Source organism: Bacillus sp. 275 (assembly GCF_001999205.1).
In the GTDB taxonomy this organism is placed as follows: domain Bacteria; phylum Bacillota; class Bacilli; order Bacillales; family Bacillaceae; genus Bacillus; species Bacillus velezensis.
In genome coordinates, this window is record NZ_CP019626.1 from 579,890 (window position 1) to 595,476 (window position 15,587).

Annotated in this window: 15 protein-coding genes; 4 read left to right on the plus strand and 11 right to left on the minus strand. The window is 45.9% G+C overall.

The window, feature by feature from the left end; translation table 11 throughout:
- Positions 1 to 6: 6 nt before the first annotated feature.
- The 5 genes from ade to BZ167_RS02230 form a co-directional block, all read right to left on the minus strand.
- Positions 7 to 1,740, minus strand: coding sequence for an adenine deaminase (gene ade / locus BZ167_RS02210; RefSeq protein WP_033574609.1), 1,734 nt, complete (start codon positions 1,738 to 1,740; stop codon positions 7 to 9).
- A 148-nt stretch (positions 1,741 to 1,888) separates the two neighbouring features.
- Positions 1,889 to 2,554: a Ktr system potassium transporter KtrC gene (gene ktrC, locus BZ167_RS02215; protein WP_003154554.1), complete on the minus strand. Its 666-nt coding sequence runs from the start codon at positions 2,552 to 2,554 to the stop codon at positions 1,889 to 1,891.
- 40 nt (positions 2,555 to 2,594) lie between these two features.
- A complete protein-coding gene (locus BZ167_RS02220) occupies positions 2,595 to 3,422 on the minus strand; it encodes a gamma-glutamylcyclotransferase family protein (protein ID WP_015239773.1) in 828 nt (275 codons plus the stop codon).
- Between the two features lies 1 nt (position 3,423).
- Positions 3,424 to 4,728, minus strand: coding sequence for an ATP-binding protein (locus BZ167_RS02225; protein ID WP_007409646.1), 1,305 nt, complete (start codon positions 4,726 to 4,728; stop codon positions 3,424 to 3,426).
- Positions 4,729 to 4,900: 172 nt separating this feature from the next.
- Positions 4,901 to 5,185, minus strand: a complete 285-nt coding sequence (locus BZ167_RS02230) for a transcriptional regulator AbhA (RefSeq protein WP_003154557.1) — start codon at positions 5,183 to 5,185, stop codon at positions 4,901 to 4,903.
- Positions 5,186 to 5,455: 270 nt separating this feature from the next.
- Between BZ167_RS02230 and mreBH the strand changes: the two genes are divergently transcribed.
- The 3 genes from mreBH (at position 5,456) to BZ167_RS02245 (ending at position 8,002) form a co-directional block, all read left to right on the plus strand.
- Complete coding sequence (gene mreBH, locus BZ167_RS02240; protein WP_003154558.1) at positions 5,456 to 6,463, plus strand: cell shape-determining protein MreBH; 1,008 nt, start codon at positions 5,456 to 5,458, stop codon at positions 6,461 to 6,463.
- Positions 6,464 to 6,534: 71 nt separating this feature from the next.
- On the plus strand, positions 6,535 to 6,669 hold the full coding sequence (locus BZ167_RS20030; protein WP_003154559.1) for a protein YkpC: 135 nt from the start codon (positions 6,535 to 6,537) through the stop codon (positions 6,667 to 6,669).
- Positions 6,670 to 6,769: 100 nt separating this feature from the next.
- Positions 6,770 to 8,002 (plus strand): aminopeptidase, encoded by a 1,233-nt coding sequence (locus BZ167_RS02245; RefSeq protein WP_007409644.1) that lies wholly within the window; start codon positions 6,770 to 6,772, stop codon positions 8,000 to 8,002.
- 31 nt (positions 8,003 to 8,033) lie between these two features.
- Here BZ167_RS02245 and BZ167_RS02250 read toward each other — a convergent pair whose 3' ends face one another.
- Complete coding sequence (locus tag BZ167_RS02250) at positions 8,034 to 8,942, minus strand: ketopantoate reductase family protein (RefSeq protein WP_033574611.1); 909 nt, start codon at positions 8,940 to 8,942, stop codon at positions 8,034 to 8,036.
- A 112-nt stretch (positions 8,943 to 9,054) separates the two neighbouring features.
- A complete protein-coding gene (locus tag BZ167_RS02255; protein ID WP_007409642.1) occupies positions 9,055 to 10,674 on the minus strand; it encodes an ABC-F family ATP-binding cassette domain-containing protein in 1,620 nt (539 codons plus the stop codon).
- Between the two features lie 162 nt (positions 10,675 to 10,836).
- Between BZ167_RS02255 and BZ167_RS02260 the strand changes: the two genes are divergently transcribed.
- Positions 10,837 to 11,106: a hypothetical protein gene (locus tag BZ167_RS02260; RefSeq protein WP_062623327.1), complete on the plus strand. Its 270-nt coding sequence runs from the start codon at positions 10,837 to 10,839 to the stop codon at positions 11,104 to 11,106.
- 36 nt (positions 11,107 to 11,142) lie between these two features.
- Here the strand turns inward: BZ167_RS02260 and sipT are convergent, their stop codons facing one another.
- The 4 genes from sipT to BZ167_RS02280 form a co-directional block, all read right to left on the minus strand.
- Positions 11,143 to 11,724 (minus strand): signal peptidase I sipT, encoded by a 582-nt coding sequence (sipT, locus tag BZ167_RS02265; RefSeq protein WP_003154568.1) that lies wholly within the window; start codon positions 11,722 to 11,724, stop codon positions 11,143 to 11,145.
- Positions 11,725 to 11,854: 130 nt separating this feature from the next.
- A complete protein-coding gene (locus BZ167_RS02270; protein ID WP_062623326.1) occupies positions 11,855 to 13,759 on the minus strand; it encodes a PTS fructose transporter subunit IIABC in 1,905 nt (634 codons plus the stop codon).
- A 14-nt stretch (positions 13,760 to 13,773) separates the two neighbouring features.
- Positions 13,774 to 14,685, minus strand: coding sequence for a 1-phosphofructokinase (pfkB, locus tag BZ167_RS02275; RefSeq protein WP_003154572.1), 912 nt, complete (start codon positions 14,683 to 14,685; stop codon positions 13,774 to 13,776).
- Positions 14,682 to 15,437, minus strand: coding sequence for a DeoR/GlpR family DNA-binding transcription regulator (locus tag BZ167_RS02280; RefSeq protein WP_032868156.1), 756 nt, complete (start codon positions 15,435 to 15,437; stop codon positions 14,682 to 14,684). The genes pfkB and BZ167_RS02280 overlap by 4 nt, the downstream gene beginning before the upstream one ends.
- Between the last annotated feature and the right edge of the window lie 150 nt (positions 15,438 to 15,587).

A 15,587-nucleotide genomic window follows, 5' to 3' on the forward strand; every position in this document is an offset into this window, starting at 1 on the left:
GTTTTTTTATTGCAGCGGAATATGCTGAAAGGCTTTGACATCAAACAGACCGGCTGCTGTCATTTTAATATCCGGAATCACCGGAAGCGCTAAAAACGATAATGTGAGAAACGGATTGAAATCACCGGTGAATCCGAGCAGAGGAAGCTTTTCATGAAGCACGCCCAAGCTGTCATTGACCCATTCCGCCGACTTATCAGACAAAAGCCCGGCGATCGGAAGCGGAACGGAGTGAAGCAATTCTCCGTTTTTCACGGCTGTTAATCCTCCTCCGGTGTCACGGAGCCTGTTGATTGCTTTTGCCAAATCGGCATCGTTTGTACCGACGGCGATGATATTATGGGAATCGTGAGAAATGGTTGTGGCGATGGCGCCTTCTTTTAACCCGAACCCTTGTACAATCCCGAGTCCTATCATTTTTTCGCCGCTGTGCCGCTCTGCGACGGCGATTTTTAATAAATCATTTTCTGTATCAGGACAAAACGCGTCAGCAGACGGTGCAGGCACTTCTTTTTTTCTCGTCTCCAAATGATTCGGTATCATTTCGATTACATTCATTTTCTTGCCCTCTTGAATCGGTATATGAAGATCCGATTCAGTCAGCGGCGCTTTCAGCCGCACTGTATCCAACAGCGCCTGGTCCGGCGTATAGGAACCGGCAGACTGTTCATAAACCGTGCGTCCGTTCTCGGCAACGGTCCGGCCGGCGACCATGGTCTTCGTGACGACAGCCTCCCGTACATCTGAAATAAACAGCAGATCTGCGTCAAAACCCGGCGCTACCGCCCCTTTTGTTTCAAGACCGTAGCACTCAGCCGCATTTAAACTGGCGAGCTGATACGCAAGGAATGGATCAAGTCCCGCCTTTATCGCCATTTTGACTTGGTGGTTCACACTTCCTTCTGAAAGCAGATCATCTACATGCTTATCATCCGTGCAAAAGAAAAAGCGCCGCGCGTTTTTTTCATTCACCGCCGGCAGCACATTGAGCGTATTTTTTGCCACCGATCCTTCGCGCAGCATGACGTACATTCCCCGTCTGATTCTGTCCAGCGCTTCTTCTTTTGTCGTCACTTCATGATCATTTGACACCATTGCGGTTCTGTATATATTGATGATATCTGAAGACAGTCCGGCTAAATGCCCGTCGATCCGTTTTCCGTGACGCTTGGCATCAAGCAGTTTCTGAAGCATATCCTCTTCACCTTCCGCAACAGATACATAATCCATTACTTCCGCAAGCCCGAGCACCTCTTTCTCCTGATAAAAAGGCTTTAAATCCTCGGCTTTTAATACGGCTCCTGAGCGTTCAAAGCTAGCGGCGGGAACACAGGAAGGAAGCATGAAACGGATGTTCAGCGGCGCCTTTTTCGCCTGCTCTATCATAAAAGAAATGCCTTTTGCTCCGGAAACGTTCGCAATTTCGTGAGGATCAGTAATGACAGTAGTCACTCCGTGTGGGAGGACGGCTTTAGCAAATTCAATCGGAGTAACCATAGAGGACTCGATATGAACATGTCCGTCAATAAACCCCGGAACGATCATTTGACCTTCTGCATCAATGACTTCTTCCCCTTCATATTCGCCCAGCCCGACGATCACTCCGCCCGTAATGGCGATATCTGCAGAAATCCATTCCTGGTTAAATACATCCATGATGTTTCCGTTTTTAATGACGGTATCGGCTTTTTGTCTGCCGGCTGATGCATTCAGCCGTTCAGCCAGTGTTTCTTTGTTCAAAATGAGGCCTCCTCTTTTTCTTTATATGGTACAATATGCTATCGGATCGCCTGATCATAGTCAATAAAAATTGCAGAAAATACCGCTTACACGATAAATGTCTTTCTATTCTGACATAATAAAAGACCGTCCTTTTACAGACGGCTTTTCACTTTGTGTGAAGCACTCTTTTTTCAAATCGGGAAATGTCCGTAAGAGAGCCGATAACGATGAGAATATCTTCTTTTTGGATCATTTCAGTCGCCAGCGGAGATACGATCACTTCTTTTTCTCTCTTGATGGCCACGATATTAATGCCGTACTTCGCCCGGATGTCCAGATCAAGCAGTGTGTTGCCTGCAAGCCTGCTGTTGGCCACGATCTCCACAATGCTGTGTTCGTCGGACAGCTCCAAATAATCAAGCACATTATTTGATACGATGTTGTGGGCGATGCGTTTTGCCATGTCACGTTCAGGGTGGACGATGTGGTCGGCCCCGATTTTCGCAAGCACTTTCTCATGATAATCGTTCTGCGCTTTAACCGTGATCGTATTCACGCCGAGTTCCTTTAAGATCAGCGTCGTTAAAATGCTCGCCTGTATATTTTCGCCGATTGCCACAATGACGTGGTCAAAGTTGCGCAGCCCTAAGTTTTTCAGCACTGATTCATCGGTTGAATCGCCGATGACCGCGTGTGATGCGATTTTGGCGTATTCATTAACTTTATCTTCATCAATATCCATCGCCATGACCTCAAGGCCTTCTTCACTTAATGCTTTGCAAATACTTCCGCCGAAGCGTCCGAGACCGATAACGGCAAACTCTTTTCTCATAACAGTACTCCTTTAAACAATATCTCTAATAGGAATAGTATCACATTTTCGGCAATGAGTTCATATAGCGTTTAAGCTTTTCTGAAAAGGCGGGCGATAAATACAGGTCCGCTCCGCGTTCGATTTCTTCCTGATAGTGACCCGGAGGCGCAATTTCCTCAGCTTTATCAAGAACGAGAAATGTCAGGACGCCTCTGTATACACGGCCGCCGGCACACACTTCTATGAACGCGGGACGGTATGTGTGGTTATCAACACCTTCTCTTTTGTACAGATAGGTTGCCGCTTCAAACGGGAGCTTGTACAGCACGCCTTCAGTTCGTCCCCCGTCTTCAACAAGATCGGCTCTGGAACCGTCAGGACGCCTTAATGTGAATCTCGTCGAATACCCTTCAACAACCGCCCCTCCGACCGGCTCGGCAAAAAAGTGGTCGACCCCCGCCTGTTTAAACCGGGCATTGTCCATACAGGAGCCGTAAGCGAAATAATAAACCGGACTGTCATCCTCCCGTTTCATAAAACGGTATTCTTTCCAGTCTCCGCTTTTGATACGGCTGAATGAGGCACACTGGTCGGGCTTTACGACATATGCGAAGGCGGTTTTATTCCCGGCATCCGTCGTCACGGCAACCTCTTTTCGATCAAAATCAGCATAATACGCATCCAGCTTACGGATCATCTGATGATCTGTTTCATACAATTCCCCGTACACAAAAGCTGTTTCTGCTAAAGACGCCGCAGGCTGACCTTTATCCGTTTCGTACAGCACGCCGTTTATCGCAGCCTGCTCGCACACACACGGAGCGCCTTTCAGCAGTTCATGGTTTTCTTCACGCTTCCGTAACAAACCGTATACAAAAAGAAGCAAGTTATTTTTCCTCCTTTTGGACAGCAGCCGCTTCTAACGGCAGAATCACCTGAAACGTACTGCCTTCTCCATTTTTGCTCTTAATGTTAAGTTTACCATTATGCTCCTTCAGAATTCGTAAACAAATCGGAAGCCCGAGACCCGTTCCCTGATCTTTTGTTGAGAAAAACGGTTTCCCGATGTTTTCAAGCTTTTCTTTCGACATGCCGTTTCCTTCATCCTGTATGCTGATCACCGCGTATTCTTCATCCCGTTTTGTATAAATATGAATATTCCCGCCGTCAGGCATCGCTTCAATCGCATTTTTAATAATATTGATAAATACCTGTTTCAGCTGGTTTTCGTCACCGTTGACCATACAGGACTCAGTCTGCCTGAAATCCTTCTCAATCACAGTGTTCGACAGCACCGCGTTCGTGTCAAGAAGCGTTGCCACCTGCCGTAAAATATGGTTGAGATGATGAGCGGTAAACGTCACGGTCTGCGGCTTGGCGAGCAGAAGGAGCTCCCCCAGCACAAGGTCAATCCTTTTAATCTCCGAAAAAATAATATCAAAATAATCCGTTCTTTCCGGATACTGGGCTTTCATCAGCTGGAGAAAGCCGCTGACTGATGTTAAAGGATTTCTTACTTCATGGGCGATTCCTGCCGCAAGCTCCCCGGCAATGGCCAGCTTTTGAGATTGCATGGCAAGGCGTTCGTTCGTTTCCAGAAGCTCGTCGACCGCTTTTTTCCGTTCACTGATATCAGACATCGTCCCCAGGCTTCCGACAAATTTCTGTCTGCGGTCATAATACAGCTTATAATGGACTTCTCCCCAAAAGATCGAGCCGTCTCTTTTAATATATTTGGCCGTAAACATTCCTGACGGGGACTGCTGCTTGATTTGGGAGATAATATAATCAATAATATGTTTTTCTTTTATAAAATAATCATTATACATCGTGCCCATACATTCGCTGATGGAGTGGCCCGTAATCGCCGTCCAGGCCTGATTCAAATATGTAATATTCCCTTGAGCATCCGTCTGAAAAACGATTTCCTGCAAATTGTCCATGATCCGGTTTTTCTCATCTGAAAGCGCCTTTGCTTTCTGCTCGCTGTCCTTCAGCTCCGCCAGCAGCTGCTTTTTATTATCCACATAATAAGCCAGCAGCCAGACGCTGATTAATGTGACGGCGGTAAAGGTGATGTCAACTGGCCAGTTAATCGGATTCCGTTCAATCATATAAAATAAATAATCCCAAAACATAATAAAAATCATTGCCAAGATTAAGGAAATGATACGCGCTTGATATTTTCCCATAGTCCCACCTGCCGCTAGCATTTCTACATATATTGTAACATTGTTGACTGCATTATTGACTAAAAAATGATAACTATTCCCAATTAATTGAGCAGGTTCGCTTACTTTTCCCGTGAGTTTTTGCACAAGTTCATAATAAAAGGACGGAATGATGCTCCGCCCTTTTTGCTGATTATGATCTATCTTTTAACGCTTCCTCGATTTCCTCAAGCAGCATTTTCGCTCCTTCAGGACTTAAAATAATTTTGCCGTTGCCGTACTCCTGATTTTCGGGAGTAATTTCCCCCGTCATTAAGCAAATGCCGTGCGGCTTGTATTTTTTCAAGACAATTTTGTCTCCGTCAACGAAAAATTCAATACTATCTTTAATAGCGATATCCAATGCTCTTCTCAATTCAATCGGCATGACAATACGCCCGAGTTCGTCTACTTTTCTTACTACACCAATTGATTTCATAGAAATCCCCTACTTCCTTTAATGTCTCTTCTTTATGTCCAAGGAAAATCCTTCATAAACGTAGACGAAAGGAACGGAGCAAAAGTTTCTCAGCATCCGGAACTGAATGTTTTTTTACAAAAGAAAATCCTTTTGAAATATGGGATACAGACTTTCCCTCCTTTTTTACAAAAACATTTCATTCCCGGCGGAAACCCCCAAAAATCGTGGTTTTTCTCAGAAACTTTAAATGTAGAATCAATTAAATCAGGATAGGGATTGGGTGAAAACATGTTTCAATCAACTGAGATCGGAATCGACTTAGGAACCGCTAATATACTTGTTTACAGTAAAAATAAAGGAATTATTTTAAACGAGCCTTCCGTTGTCGCTGTAGATACAACAACGAAAGCGGTGCTTGCCATCGGAACGGATGCCAAAAGCATGATCGGAAAGACGCCGGGGAAAATCGTCGCCGTTCGGCCGATGAAAGACGGTGTCATTGCTGATTATGATATGACAACTGACTTATTAAAACACATTATGAAAAAAGCCGGAAAAAAAATCGGAATGACTTTCCGCAAACCGAATGTCGTCGTCTGCACGCCTTCAGGCTCAACAGCCGTTGAACGACGCGCCATCAGTGACGCTGTCAAAAACTGCGGAGCGAAAAACGTTCACTTGATTGAAGAACCCGTAGCCGCTGCAATCGGGGCCGACCTCCCTGTTGACGAGCCGGTCGCAAACGTCGTCGTAGATATCGGCGGCGGTACGACTGAAGTCGCCATCATCTCATTCGGGGGCGTCGTATCCTGCCATTCGATCAGAATCGGCGGCGACCAGCTTGATGAAGATATCGCCTCGTTCGTCAGAAAAAAATACAACCTGCTGATCGGGGAACGTACGGCAGAACAAGTGAAAATGGAAATCGGATTTGCATTGATCGAACATGTGCCGGAAACGATGGAAATCCGCGGGCGTGACCTTGTAACCGGTCTGCCGAAGACAATCAGACTGCAGTCTAATGAAATTCAGCACGCGATGCGTGAGTCGCTCCTGCATATTCTTGAAGCGATCAGAGCGACACTTGAAGATTGTCCGCCGGAGCTCAGCGGTGATATCGTTGACCGCGGCGTCGTGTTAACCGGCGGAGGCTCCCTTTTAAACGGGATGAAAGAATGGCTGACAGATGAAATCGTCGTTCCCGTTCATTTGGCGGCGAATCCGCTTGAATCAGTGGCTATCGGCACGGGACGTTCATTAGACGTCATCGATAAGCTGCAAAAAGCAATTAAATAATAAGATTGTGCTTCTTTTTTCTCCGGCCGGCTCATATTGTGAGAACTGGAGAAACATTAAGGAGGAAGCATATGCTTAGAGATGTGGGAAGACGCGTAGCAGTAGCCGTCATTTTAAGCGGAATTATTTTGGGGGGTATGAGCATATCACTGGCCAATATGCCCCATTCTCCGGCCGGCGGCGCCGTAAAACTGAATCACCCGTAAAGACGCAGCAAAAGCTGTGTCTTTTTCGTTTGTGCTCCTTTCTTTCCTTTATGAGGCGATATTTGATATGATGAGAAAAACCGATGAGGAGGAATGAATGATGAGTTCGTTTACTGAAAAGTTACATACATATGCTCAGCTGGCGGTAGAAGTCGGCGTCAATGTCCAAAAAGGACAGCATGTCGTAATCAATGCCTCAACTGATGTCCGGGAACTTGTCAGACTGCTTGCCAAACATTCTTATGAAAAAGGCGCTAAAAACGTCACCGTAAATTGGCAGGACGATGAACTGTCCAGATTAAAATACGAGATGGCACCTTTTGAAGCGTTTGAGGAGTATCCTGAATGGGAAGCAAAAGGAAAAGAAGAGCTCGCGAAAAAAGGGGCTGCGTTTATTTCTGTCGTCTCATCCGACCCCGACCTGTTAAAAGGCACTGACGGCAAACGGATTGCAGCGTTCCAAAAAGCCGCCGGAAAAGCATTGCATACATACAGACAATATATTCAATCAGATAAGGTCAGCTGGACGGTGATCGGAGCGGCTTCAACAGGCTGGGCGAAAAAAGTGTTCCCGGATCAGCCGGAAGAAACAGCCGTTCAGCTTTTATGGGAAGAAATTTTCAAAACGACCCGCGTAAATGAAGAAAACCCTGTGGAAGCATGGAAAAAACATGATCAAAACCTTCATGAAAAAGTGGAACACTTAAACAAAAAACATTACAGCGCCCTGCATTATCAGGCTGAAGGAACAGACTTAACCATTGAACTGCCGAAAAAACATGTATGGGCAGGCGCGGGAAGCGTGAATGAGAGCGGGCACGAATTCATGGCCAACATGCCGACAGAAGAGGTTTTCACCCTCCCGCAGCGTGACGGGGTGAACGGCACGGTTTCCAGCACGAAACCGCTGAGCTACGGCGGCAACATTATTGATAACTTCACTCTTACCTTTGAAAACGGCCGCATTGTCGATGTGAAAGCTGAAAAAGGCGAGGAGATTTTAAAAGGCATCGTCGAAACCGATGAAGGCTCACACTATCTCGGTGAAGTGGCCTTAGTGCCGTACGATTCACCGATTTCACAATCAAATATTCTATTTTACAACACACTGTACGATGAAAACGCCTCTAACCACTTGGCGATCGGCAGTGCGTATGCCTTTAATATTGAGGGCGGCAAACAAATGACACGGGAAGAGCTTGTCAAAGAGGGCTTAAATGAAAGCATTACACACGTAGATTTTATGGTCGGTTCCAAAGACATGAATATCGACGGCATTACTGCGGACGGCAAAAGAGAACCGATCTTCAGAAACGGAAACTGGGCATTTTAATAAAAAAAGGAGGCGATCAGGCCTCCTTTTTTTATTTCGCTTCATACATTTGCAAGTTGGCGCAGACGGTTTCCAAAACGGGTGTATCAACTGACAAGCCTTTCGCTTTCTCAAGCAAAAATCCGTGTAAATGATCACCTTCCGTCACCCTGCCCTTTTCCATATCTCTCAGCATCGACGATTTCATATGGTAAGACATGCTTGTCAATGTGCGATAACTCTCTTCTTCCAGACCAGGATCTTTCGGGATGCCGGCAGCCTTGAAAATGGCTCCGATTTCAGCAAAGAGGCGCTTTGCCGTGTTGCGGCCGCCTTCTGTTTCTAAAATCGGTCCGACCGGCTGTTGAAACAGAGTGGTCACTCCCGCCTGCGCGGCAATAAACATATATTTTTTCCAAATGTCCTTTTCAATATCCCGGCTGATGATGACATCCGCTTTCACACCTGAAAATGCGTTTTCCAGCTCGTTCATACGTTCTGTGCGTTCCCCGCTCCATTCACCGAAAACAAAGCGGTGGGCAGCGCTCGTATGAAGAATGTCCCCTTTGTCGTTAAGGGCGCTCTCAATAAAGCAGAGGCCGCCCAGCACCTGCCGTTTTGAAAAAGCTTCAAACAGCTGGTTATAGTGCCTGTATCCGTTTAAAAAAGGAATAATGACCGACGAAGGTTTGACAAACGGTTTGACATCCCGAATGACGTCCTGCAAAGAATACGCTTTTGAAGCGATGATAACCGCGTCAAATGCTCCTTCTTCGCCCGCCATGATTAATTTCGGCTTGATTGAAACATCACCTTTTTCACTTTTGACGGTCAATCCCGTTTCTTGTAATTGTTCCGCCCGTTTCTTGCGGACGAGAAACGTCACGTCATTTCCCTTTTCTGCAAGACGCGCGCCGATATATCCGCCCACTCCTCCAGCTCCGACAACTAAAAACTTCATGATGCATTCCTCCGTCTCTTTTCAAGTTATGTATTCATTTATTGTAACGGGAAGTCAGAAGATTGAAAACTTTTTTCATAAATAAAAAAGCAGAGTCTCCCCTGCTTCTTTATTACGCGTATAGCTCTTCAAGCTTTTTCTGCACATCCGCGTTTTCAAGAAATTCGTCATAAGACATTTGTTTGTCAACAATGCCTTTAGGCGTTAATTCAATGATGCGGTTGGCAATTGTCTGTACAAACTGATGGTCATGAGATGAAAACAGCATAGCGCCTTTAAAGCTGATTAAGCCGTTGTTAAGCGCCGTAATGGATTCCAAATCTAAGTGGTTTGTCGGTTCATCCAGAATTAAAATATTCGCGCCGGAAAGCATCGCTTTTGAAAGCATGCAGCGCACTTTTTCTCCTCCGGAAAGAACGTTTGATTTTTTGTTGACTTCTTCTCCTGAGAACAGCATGCGTCCTAAGAAACCGCGCAGAAAGCTTTCGCTTTGGTCATGCGGCGAGTACTGGCGGAGCCAGTCAACAAGGTTCGCATCGCTGCCGTCAAAATATTCGCTGTTGTCTTTAGGGAAGTACGCCTGAGAAGTGGTCACGCCCCATTTAAATGTACCGCTGTCTGCTTCCATTTCCCCGGAAATGATTTTAAACAATGTCGTAACGGCAAGTTCGTTGCGGCCCGTAAAAGCGATTTTATCTTCTCTGTTCATAATAAAGCTGACGTTATCAAGCACCTTAACCCCGTCAATCGTTTTTGTTAAGCCTTCAACCCGCAGCACGTCATTTCCGATCTCACGTTCCGGCGTGAAATTGACATAAGGATAACGGCGTGATGACGGTTTGATATCATCAAGCGTGATTTTATCAAGGAGTTTCTTTCTTGATGTCGCCTGCTTTGATTTAGAGGCGTTGGCGCTGAATCTGGCCACGAACTCCTGAAGCTGTTTAATCTGCTCTTCTTTTTTCTTGTTGGCTTCCTGAGAAAGCTTTAAAGCAAGCTGGCTGGATTCATACCAGAAATCATAGTTGCCGACGTACACTTGAATTTTATTAAAATCAAGATCGGCGATGTGCGTGCACACTTTATTTAAAAAGTGACGGTCATGGGATACGACGATGACTGTGTTCTCAAAGTTGATTAAAAACTCTTCCAGCCACTGAATCGCTTTCAGATCCAAGTGGTTGGTCGGTTCATCAAGCAGCAGAACGTCCGGCTTGCCGAACAGCGCCTGTGCCAAAAGCACTTTCACCTTTTCTGAACCGCCTAAGTCCGCCATTTTCTTCGTATGCAGGTCTTCAGAGATGCCCAGGCCCTTTAACAAAATAGCGGCTTCACTTTCAGCTTCCCATCCGTTTAATTCCGCAAACTCTCCTTCAAGCTCAGCGGCGCGGATGCCGTCTTCATCTGAAAAATCAGGCTTCATATAAATCGCGTCTTTTTCCTGCATGACTTCGTATAAACGTTTATGTCCCATAATGACGACTTTCAGCACTTCGAAGTCTTCATATTCAAAGTGGTTCTGCTTCAGAATGGCAAGACGTTCGCCCGGGCTCATATGGACATCGCCGGTCTGCGGCTCCAGCTCACCGGATAAAATTTTCAAAAATGTTGATTTTCCGGCACCGTTTGCGCCTATTAATCCGTAGCAGTTGCCCGGCGTAAATTTAATATTGACATCTTCAAATAACTTGCGATCCGCAAAACGCAAGCTCACATTATTTACAGCAATCATTTAGAATCCTCCATCGTGTCTATCATCATTAAAAGTATACCATGAATAAAGGGGAAGAGAAATGTTTCCCTGCGAATATACGGGTTTGAAAAGATGCAGGCGTCAAACCCGGAGCCCTGTGATACAATAGATATATATACATATTCATCACGGAGGAACAAGTTGAAGCTTTTAACACTCACAGAATATTGTCTTATGATTTTCTTTACCGGGGTTTTTCTGGCCGTCACAGGCTTTACGGCACGTGACATCGGCTTGTACGTCGGAATCTCCCTCATTTATACGTTTTCGCATCTCTTTTCAAAACGGATGCTTGAAAAACGCGGCAAAGAGAAGCAGCAGGTGAATCTTTTTTTCAGCGTTCTGGCCATTGTCGGATCAGTGCTGGCCACGGTAATGTTCATCGCCGTCGCCGCCTCGTTTGCCAAATAAAAACGCCGGCCGTCCAAATCGGGCAGCGCGGCGTTTTTATTTTGTCTGACGCATATCATGAAACGGGAAGAACACAAACTTCGAGGTGCCGACGATCCGGTTTTCGGCAATTAAACCGAGTCCGTTCCGGCTGTCCATTGAGTTCAGCCGATTGTCGCCCATGACGAAGTATTTGCCTTTCGGAACCTTTACGGGGCCGAAATCTCCCGTGAGGTTGACTCCCAGTTTTTTCGCTTCTTTTTTATTGCTCGCGAGGTACGGTTCTGCGATTTTTTTGCCGTTTATATAAAGCGTGTCATTTTTCATTTCCACCGTTTCTCCCGGTTTTCCGATGAGCCGCTTTACATAATGGACTTTCGATGTATCGCCGTTAATAATGACGATGTCCCCCCGCTCGATTTCTCCGATATAATTGACGCTTTTGTTGACAAACAGCCTTTCACCGTCATGTAATGTCGGGTACATTGATGATCCTTCCACTAAGTACGGTTCAAACAGGAAATGGCGGATTAACAGCGCAAGTGCGACTGCTATGATGATGGCCTTTCCCCATTCCCAATATGTGTTGGATTTTCTTTTTACCGATTTTTCAGAAGTAGGTTTTTGTTCTTCAGTCAACGTGGTTCCTCCTAGACGATCACTGTTTCAGTTCATGTACCATCTTTACTTTATCATAACTCATCATAAAATACATAACGCTTCTATGCGTACATGATTGAAAAAAGCGCCCGTAAAGGACGCTTTTTGCTTATTTCTCTGCAACCGGTTTTTTGACGATTCCCAAGATAACCGCCGTTACAATCGCTCCGATCACGATGCTCATTAAGTAAAGCAGCGGATGGTTCGTAATGAATGCAACGAATATTCCTCCGTGCGGTGCAGGAAGCGTTACCCGGAAAAACTCTGTCAACCCGCCCGCTACCGCAGAACCGACAACGGCTGCAGGGATGACGCGAAGCGGATCAGCCGCTGCAAACGGGATGGCGCCTTCTGTAACGAAAGCTGCTCCCATGAAGTAGCACGTAATACCGGCTTCACGGTCACGTTTAGAGAATTTGTGTTTAAAGAATGTTGTCGCCAGTGCGATTCCAAGCGGCGGAGCCATTCCGCCCGCCATGATGGCCGCATGCGGCGCATAGTTTCCGGCATCGATCATCGCAATTCCGAAAGTGAACGCCGCTTTATTGAGCGGGCCGCCCATGTCGATAGCCATCATACCGCCTAAAATAATACCCATTAAGACAAGGTTTCCAGTTCCAAGGCTTTCAAGCCAATTTGTTAAGAAATTCATGAACGCTGCGACAGGTGTGTTTATGACAAATTGCATCAGAACTCCTGTGATAAAAATACCGAGCAGCGGATAAATCAATACAGGTTTTAATCCGTCAAGAGTCTGAGGAATAAAGACAAACAGCTTTTTCAAAAGGACTACGACATAACCGGCTAAGAATCCGGCAATCAGTCCGCCCAAAAATCCGGCATTCGCCTGCGTAGCCATAAATCCGCCGACCATACCCGGCGCAAATCCCGGACGGTCCGCAATACTCATTGCGATGAATCCGGCAAGAACTGCCACAATCAGCTTTAACGCATTACCGTCACCAATAAAGTTCAGTGCTGCAGCAAACGTGTTGTATGTCGGGTCTTTCGGATCAGCTGAATGAATTCCCCAGAAGAATGAAATCGCAACGAGAATTCCGCCGCCGACGACAAATGGCAGCATGTTGCTGACACCGCTCATTAAATGTTTATAGAAAGTACTTCCGATGCTTGTGCCTGATTTTTGTTTCGGGCCGTCTTCATTTGAAGCGGAAGATCCTCCGTCGCTGCCCTCGTAAATCGGCGCATCTTGGTTAACGGCTTTTTCAATCAGTTCCTGAGGACGTCTGATACCGGCCGTTACAGGCACTTGAAGAACATGTTTGCCTTTAAAGCGTTCCATTTCAACCTGTTTATCAGCCGCCACGATAATCGCAGGCGCGTCTTCAATTTCTTGAGCCGTCAGCTTATGTTTGATACCGCTTGAGCCGTTTGTCTCGACTTTAATGTCAACGCCGAGCTCTTTCGCTTTTTCCTTCAGTGCGTCAGCTGCCATGAACGTATGGGCGATACCTGTCGGACATGCCGTAACGGCAAGGATTTTGCCTTTTCCTGACGGCGCTGCCTGTTCTTCCTGCTCTTCTTCTTCCTCATCGTCATCTTTGTCATGCTGATTGATGATGTCAATGATCGCATCTTCTGATTCAGCTTCAAGAAGCTGTTTGCGGATTTCCTCACGCATGAGAAGCGTTGAAAGTCTTGATAATGCCTCAAGGTGCGTATTATTCGCTCCTTCGGTTGCCGCAATCATAAAGACCAGGTGTGCCGGCTGACCGTCTAATGATTCATAATCCACACCATCTTTTGAACGGCCGAATGCGATGGCCGGGTTAATGACGCTCGCCGTCTTCGCATGAGGAATGGCAATGCCTTCGCCGATTCCCGTCGAGCTTTGGCTTTCACGATTTAAAATGGCTGCTTTGTAAGCCTCTCTGTCATTTAATCTGCCGGCTTTGTCAAGCACTGTCACCATTTCATCGATAACGTTTTCTTTCTCTTTGCTTTCTATATTGAGATGAATTGTATCTCTTGTTAACAGCTCAGTTATCTTCACTTTTCTTTCCTCCTCTATAGACGTGTGACTTTAACTTCAGGAAGAAGCTGCTGTACAAACTCTTCAGTTCCGAGTTCTTCAGAAAATGCCGTCGCGCTTCCGGAAGCAACTCCTAAACGGAACGCATCTTCCAAAGGCAGCTGTTTTGAAATTCCCGCAAGGAATCCCGCGACGACGGAATCACCCGCGCCTACCGAATTGACAAGCTTTCCTTTAGGAACATTGGCGAGGAAAACCGCCTCTTTCGTAAATAAAAGCGCACCGTCGCCAGCCATCGAAACAATCGCATGTTCAGCGCCTTGTTCAATCAATTTTTTACCGTAAGGAACGGCAGCTTCGGCTGAATCAATGACCGTATTGAACATTTCCCCAAGCTCATGATGATTCGGCTTCATCAAAAACGGTTTCATTTCTGTCGCTTTCATCAGCGCTTCACCGGAGATGTCCACCACTACCCGGGCATTCTGCTTTCTGCATGCCTCAGCAATTTTTTCATACGTGTTATGCGGCAGGGAAGAAGGAATGCTTCCCGCTAAAACGACGATGTCTCCCTCTTCCAGAGCGGAGAACTGTTCTAAAAAGGCATTGAACACTTCGTCTGAAATCGTCGGGCCCTGTCCGTTAATTTCCGTTTCATCGCCCGTTTTCAGTTTTACATTTATACGCGTGTCTTCATCTACCTCAGAAAAAGCCGTTTCCAGACCTTCCTGCTGCAAAAATGACGTGATATAATTTCCGGTAAATCCGCCGACAAACCCCAATGCTTTTGACGGCACATGGTGTCTTTTCAGTAATCTCGAAACGTTGATGCCTTTTCCGCCGGGATACTTCGTGTCATAGCTGGAACGGTTTAAACCGCCTACGGCAAAATCTTCAACGTGAACGATATAGTCAACAGACGGATTGAGGGTTACAGTGTAAATCATGGTTTCACTACCTTTACGACAGTTTTTTCTTGGTAATTATCGAATGCAAGTTCTTCAGCTTCAGTGGTAATGATAGCGGCATCGCCCAAGGCCGCGAACGCTGCGAAAGAAATCTCGCCGAATTTAGAAGGATCGGCTAAAACATACGCATTTTTCGCCTGTCTCACAGCCTTTGTCTTCAGAAGAGCCTCATCCGGATCGGGTGTTGTAAAGCCGGCTTCAATGTGCACGCCGTTCACCCCGAGGAAGCTTTTGTCAAAACGGTACTGGCTGACCGCCGTTAATGAGGCGCCGCCGATCATCGCACCTGTTCTATGCTTCACATATCCTCCGAGAAGATAAAAGGGAATCCCTTTCCTTATTAAAGCGTCGATATGCATAACTCCGTTTGTGACAACCACAATGTCCTTAGATGGATCTATAAAATCAATCATGTGCAATGTAGTTGTTCCCGCATCAAGATAAATACAGTCACCTTCCTCTAATAAAGATGCTGCTTCTTCTGCGATCTTCAGTTTATCCTGAAGGTTTTTGGAGGATTTTTCAAGCATATCGGGTTCTTGCCTGCTGTTGGAAAGTTTAGACGCCCCGCCGTGAACGCGCTTTAAAAATCCGCGCTCTTCGAGTGTTGATAAATCTCTTCTGATCGTTGATTCAGAAGCATTTGTCATGCTTATCAGCTCTTGAATCTTCACCACATCACGCTTTTCAATCTGATCAATAATCAGCTGATACCTTTCAGGAGTGAGCATATTCCGCCTCCTTTGGAAACGTATTCATTTCGGCTGCAAGATAATTGTAAACGCTTTTTTTACTTCTAGCAACTAAAATCACTCAAATTCATTCAATAACTATCAAAATCTTTCACATTTGTTCATATTAACGTATGTACATAGGGTTTG

Coding starts and splice junctions, on each gene's coding strand:
- ktrC (WP_003154554.1), bottom strand. CDS start 2,554: ATGAGAAAAGAGTTTGCCGTTATCGGTCTCGGACGCTTCGGCGGAAGT.
- BZ167_RS02225 (WP_007409646.1), bottom strand. CDS start 4,728: ATGGGAAAATATCAAGCGCGTATCATTTCCTTAATCTTGGCAATGATT.
- BZ167_RS02230 (WP_003154557.1), bottom strand. CDS start 5,185: ATGAAATCAATTGGTGTAGTAAGAAAAGTAGACGAACTCGGGCGTATT.
- mreBH (WP_003154558.1), top strand. CDS start 5,456: ATGTTTCAATCAACTGAGATCGGAATCGACTTAGGAACCGCTAATATA.
- BZ167_RS20030 (WP_003154559.1), top strand. CDS start 6,535: ATGCTTAGAGATGTGGGAAGACGCGTAGCAGTAGCCGTCATTTTAAGC.
- BZ167_RS02245 (WP_007409644.1), top strand. CDS start 6,770: ATGAGTTCGTTTACTGAAAAGTTACATACATATGCTCAGCTGGCGGTA.
- BZ167_RS02250 (WP_033574611.1), bottom strand. CDS start 8,942: ATGAAGTTTTTAGTTGTCGGAGCTGGAGGAGTGGGCGGATATATCGGC.
- BZ167_RS02255 (WP_007409642.1), bottom strand. CDS start 10,674: ATGATTGCTGTAAATAATGTGAGCTTGCGTTTTGCGGATCGCAAGTTA.
- pfkB (WP_003154572.1), bottom strand. CDS start 14,685: ATGATTTACACTGTAACCCTCAATCCGTCTGTTGACTATATCGTTCAC.
- BZ167_RS02280 (WP_032868156.1), bottom strand. CDS start 15,437: ATGCTCACTCCTGAAAGGTATCAGCTGATTATTGATCAGATTGAAAAG.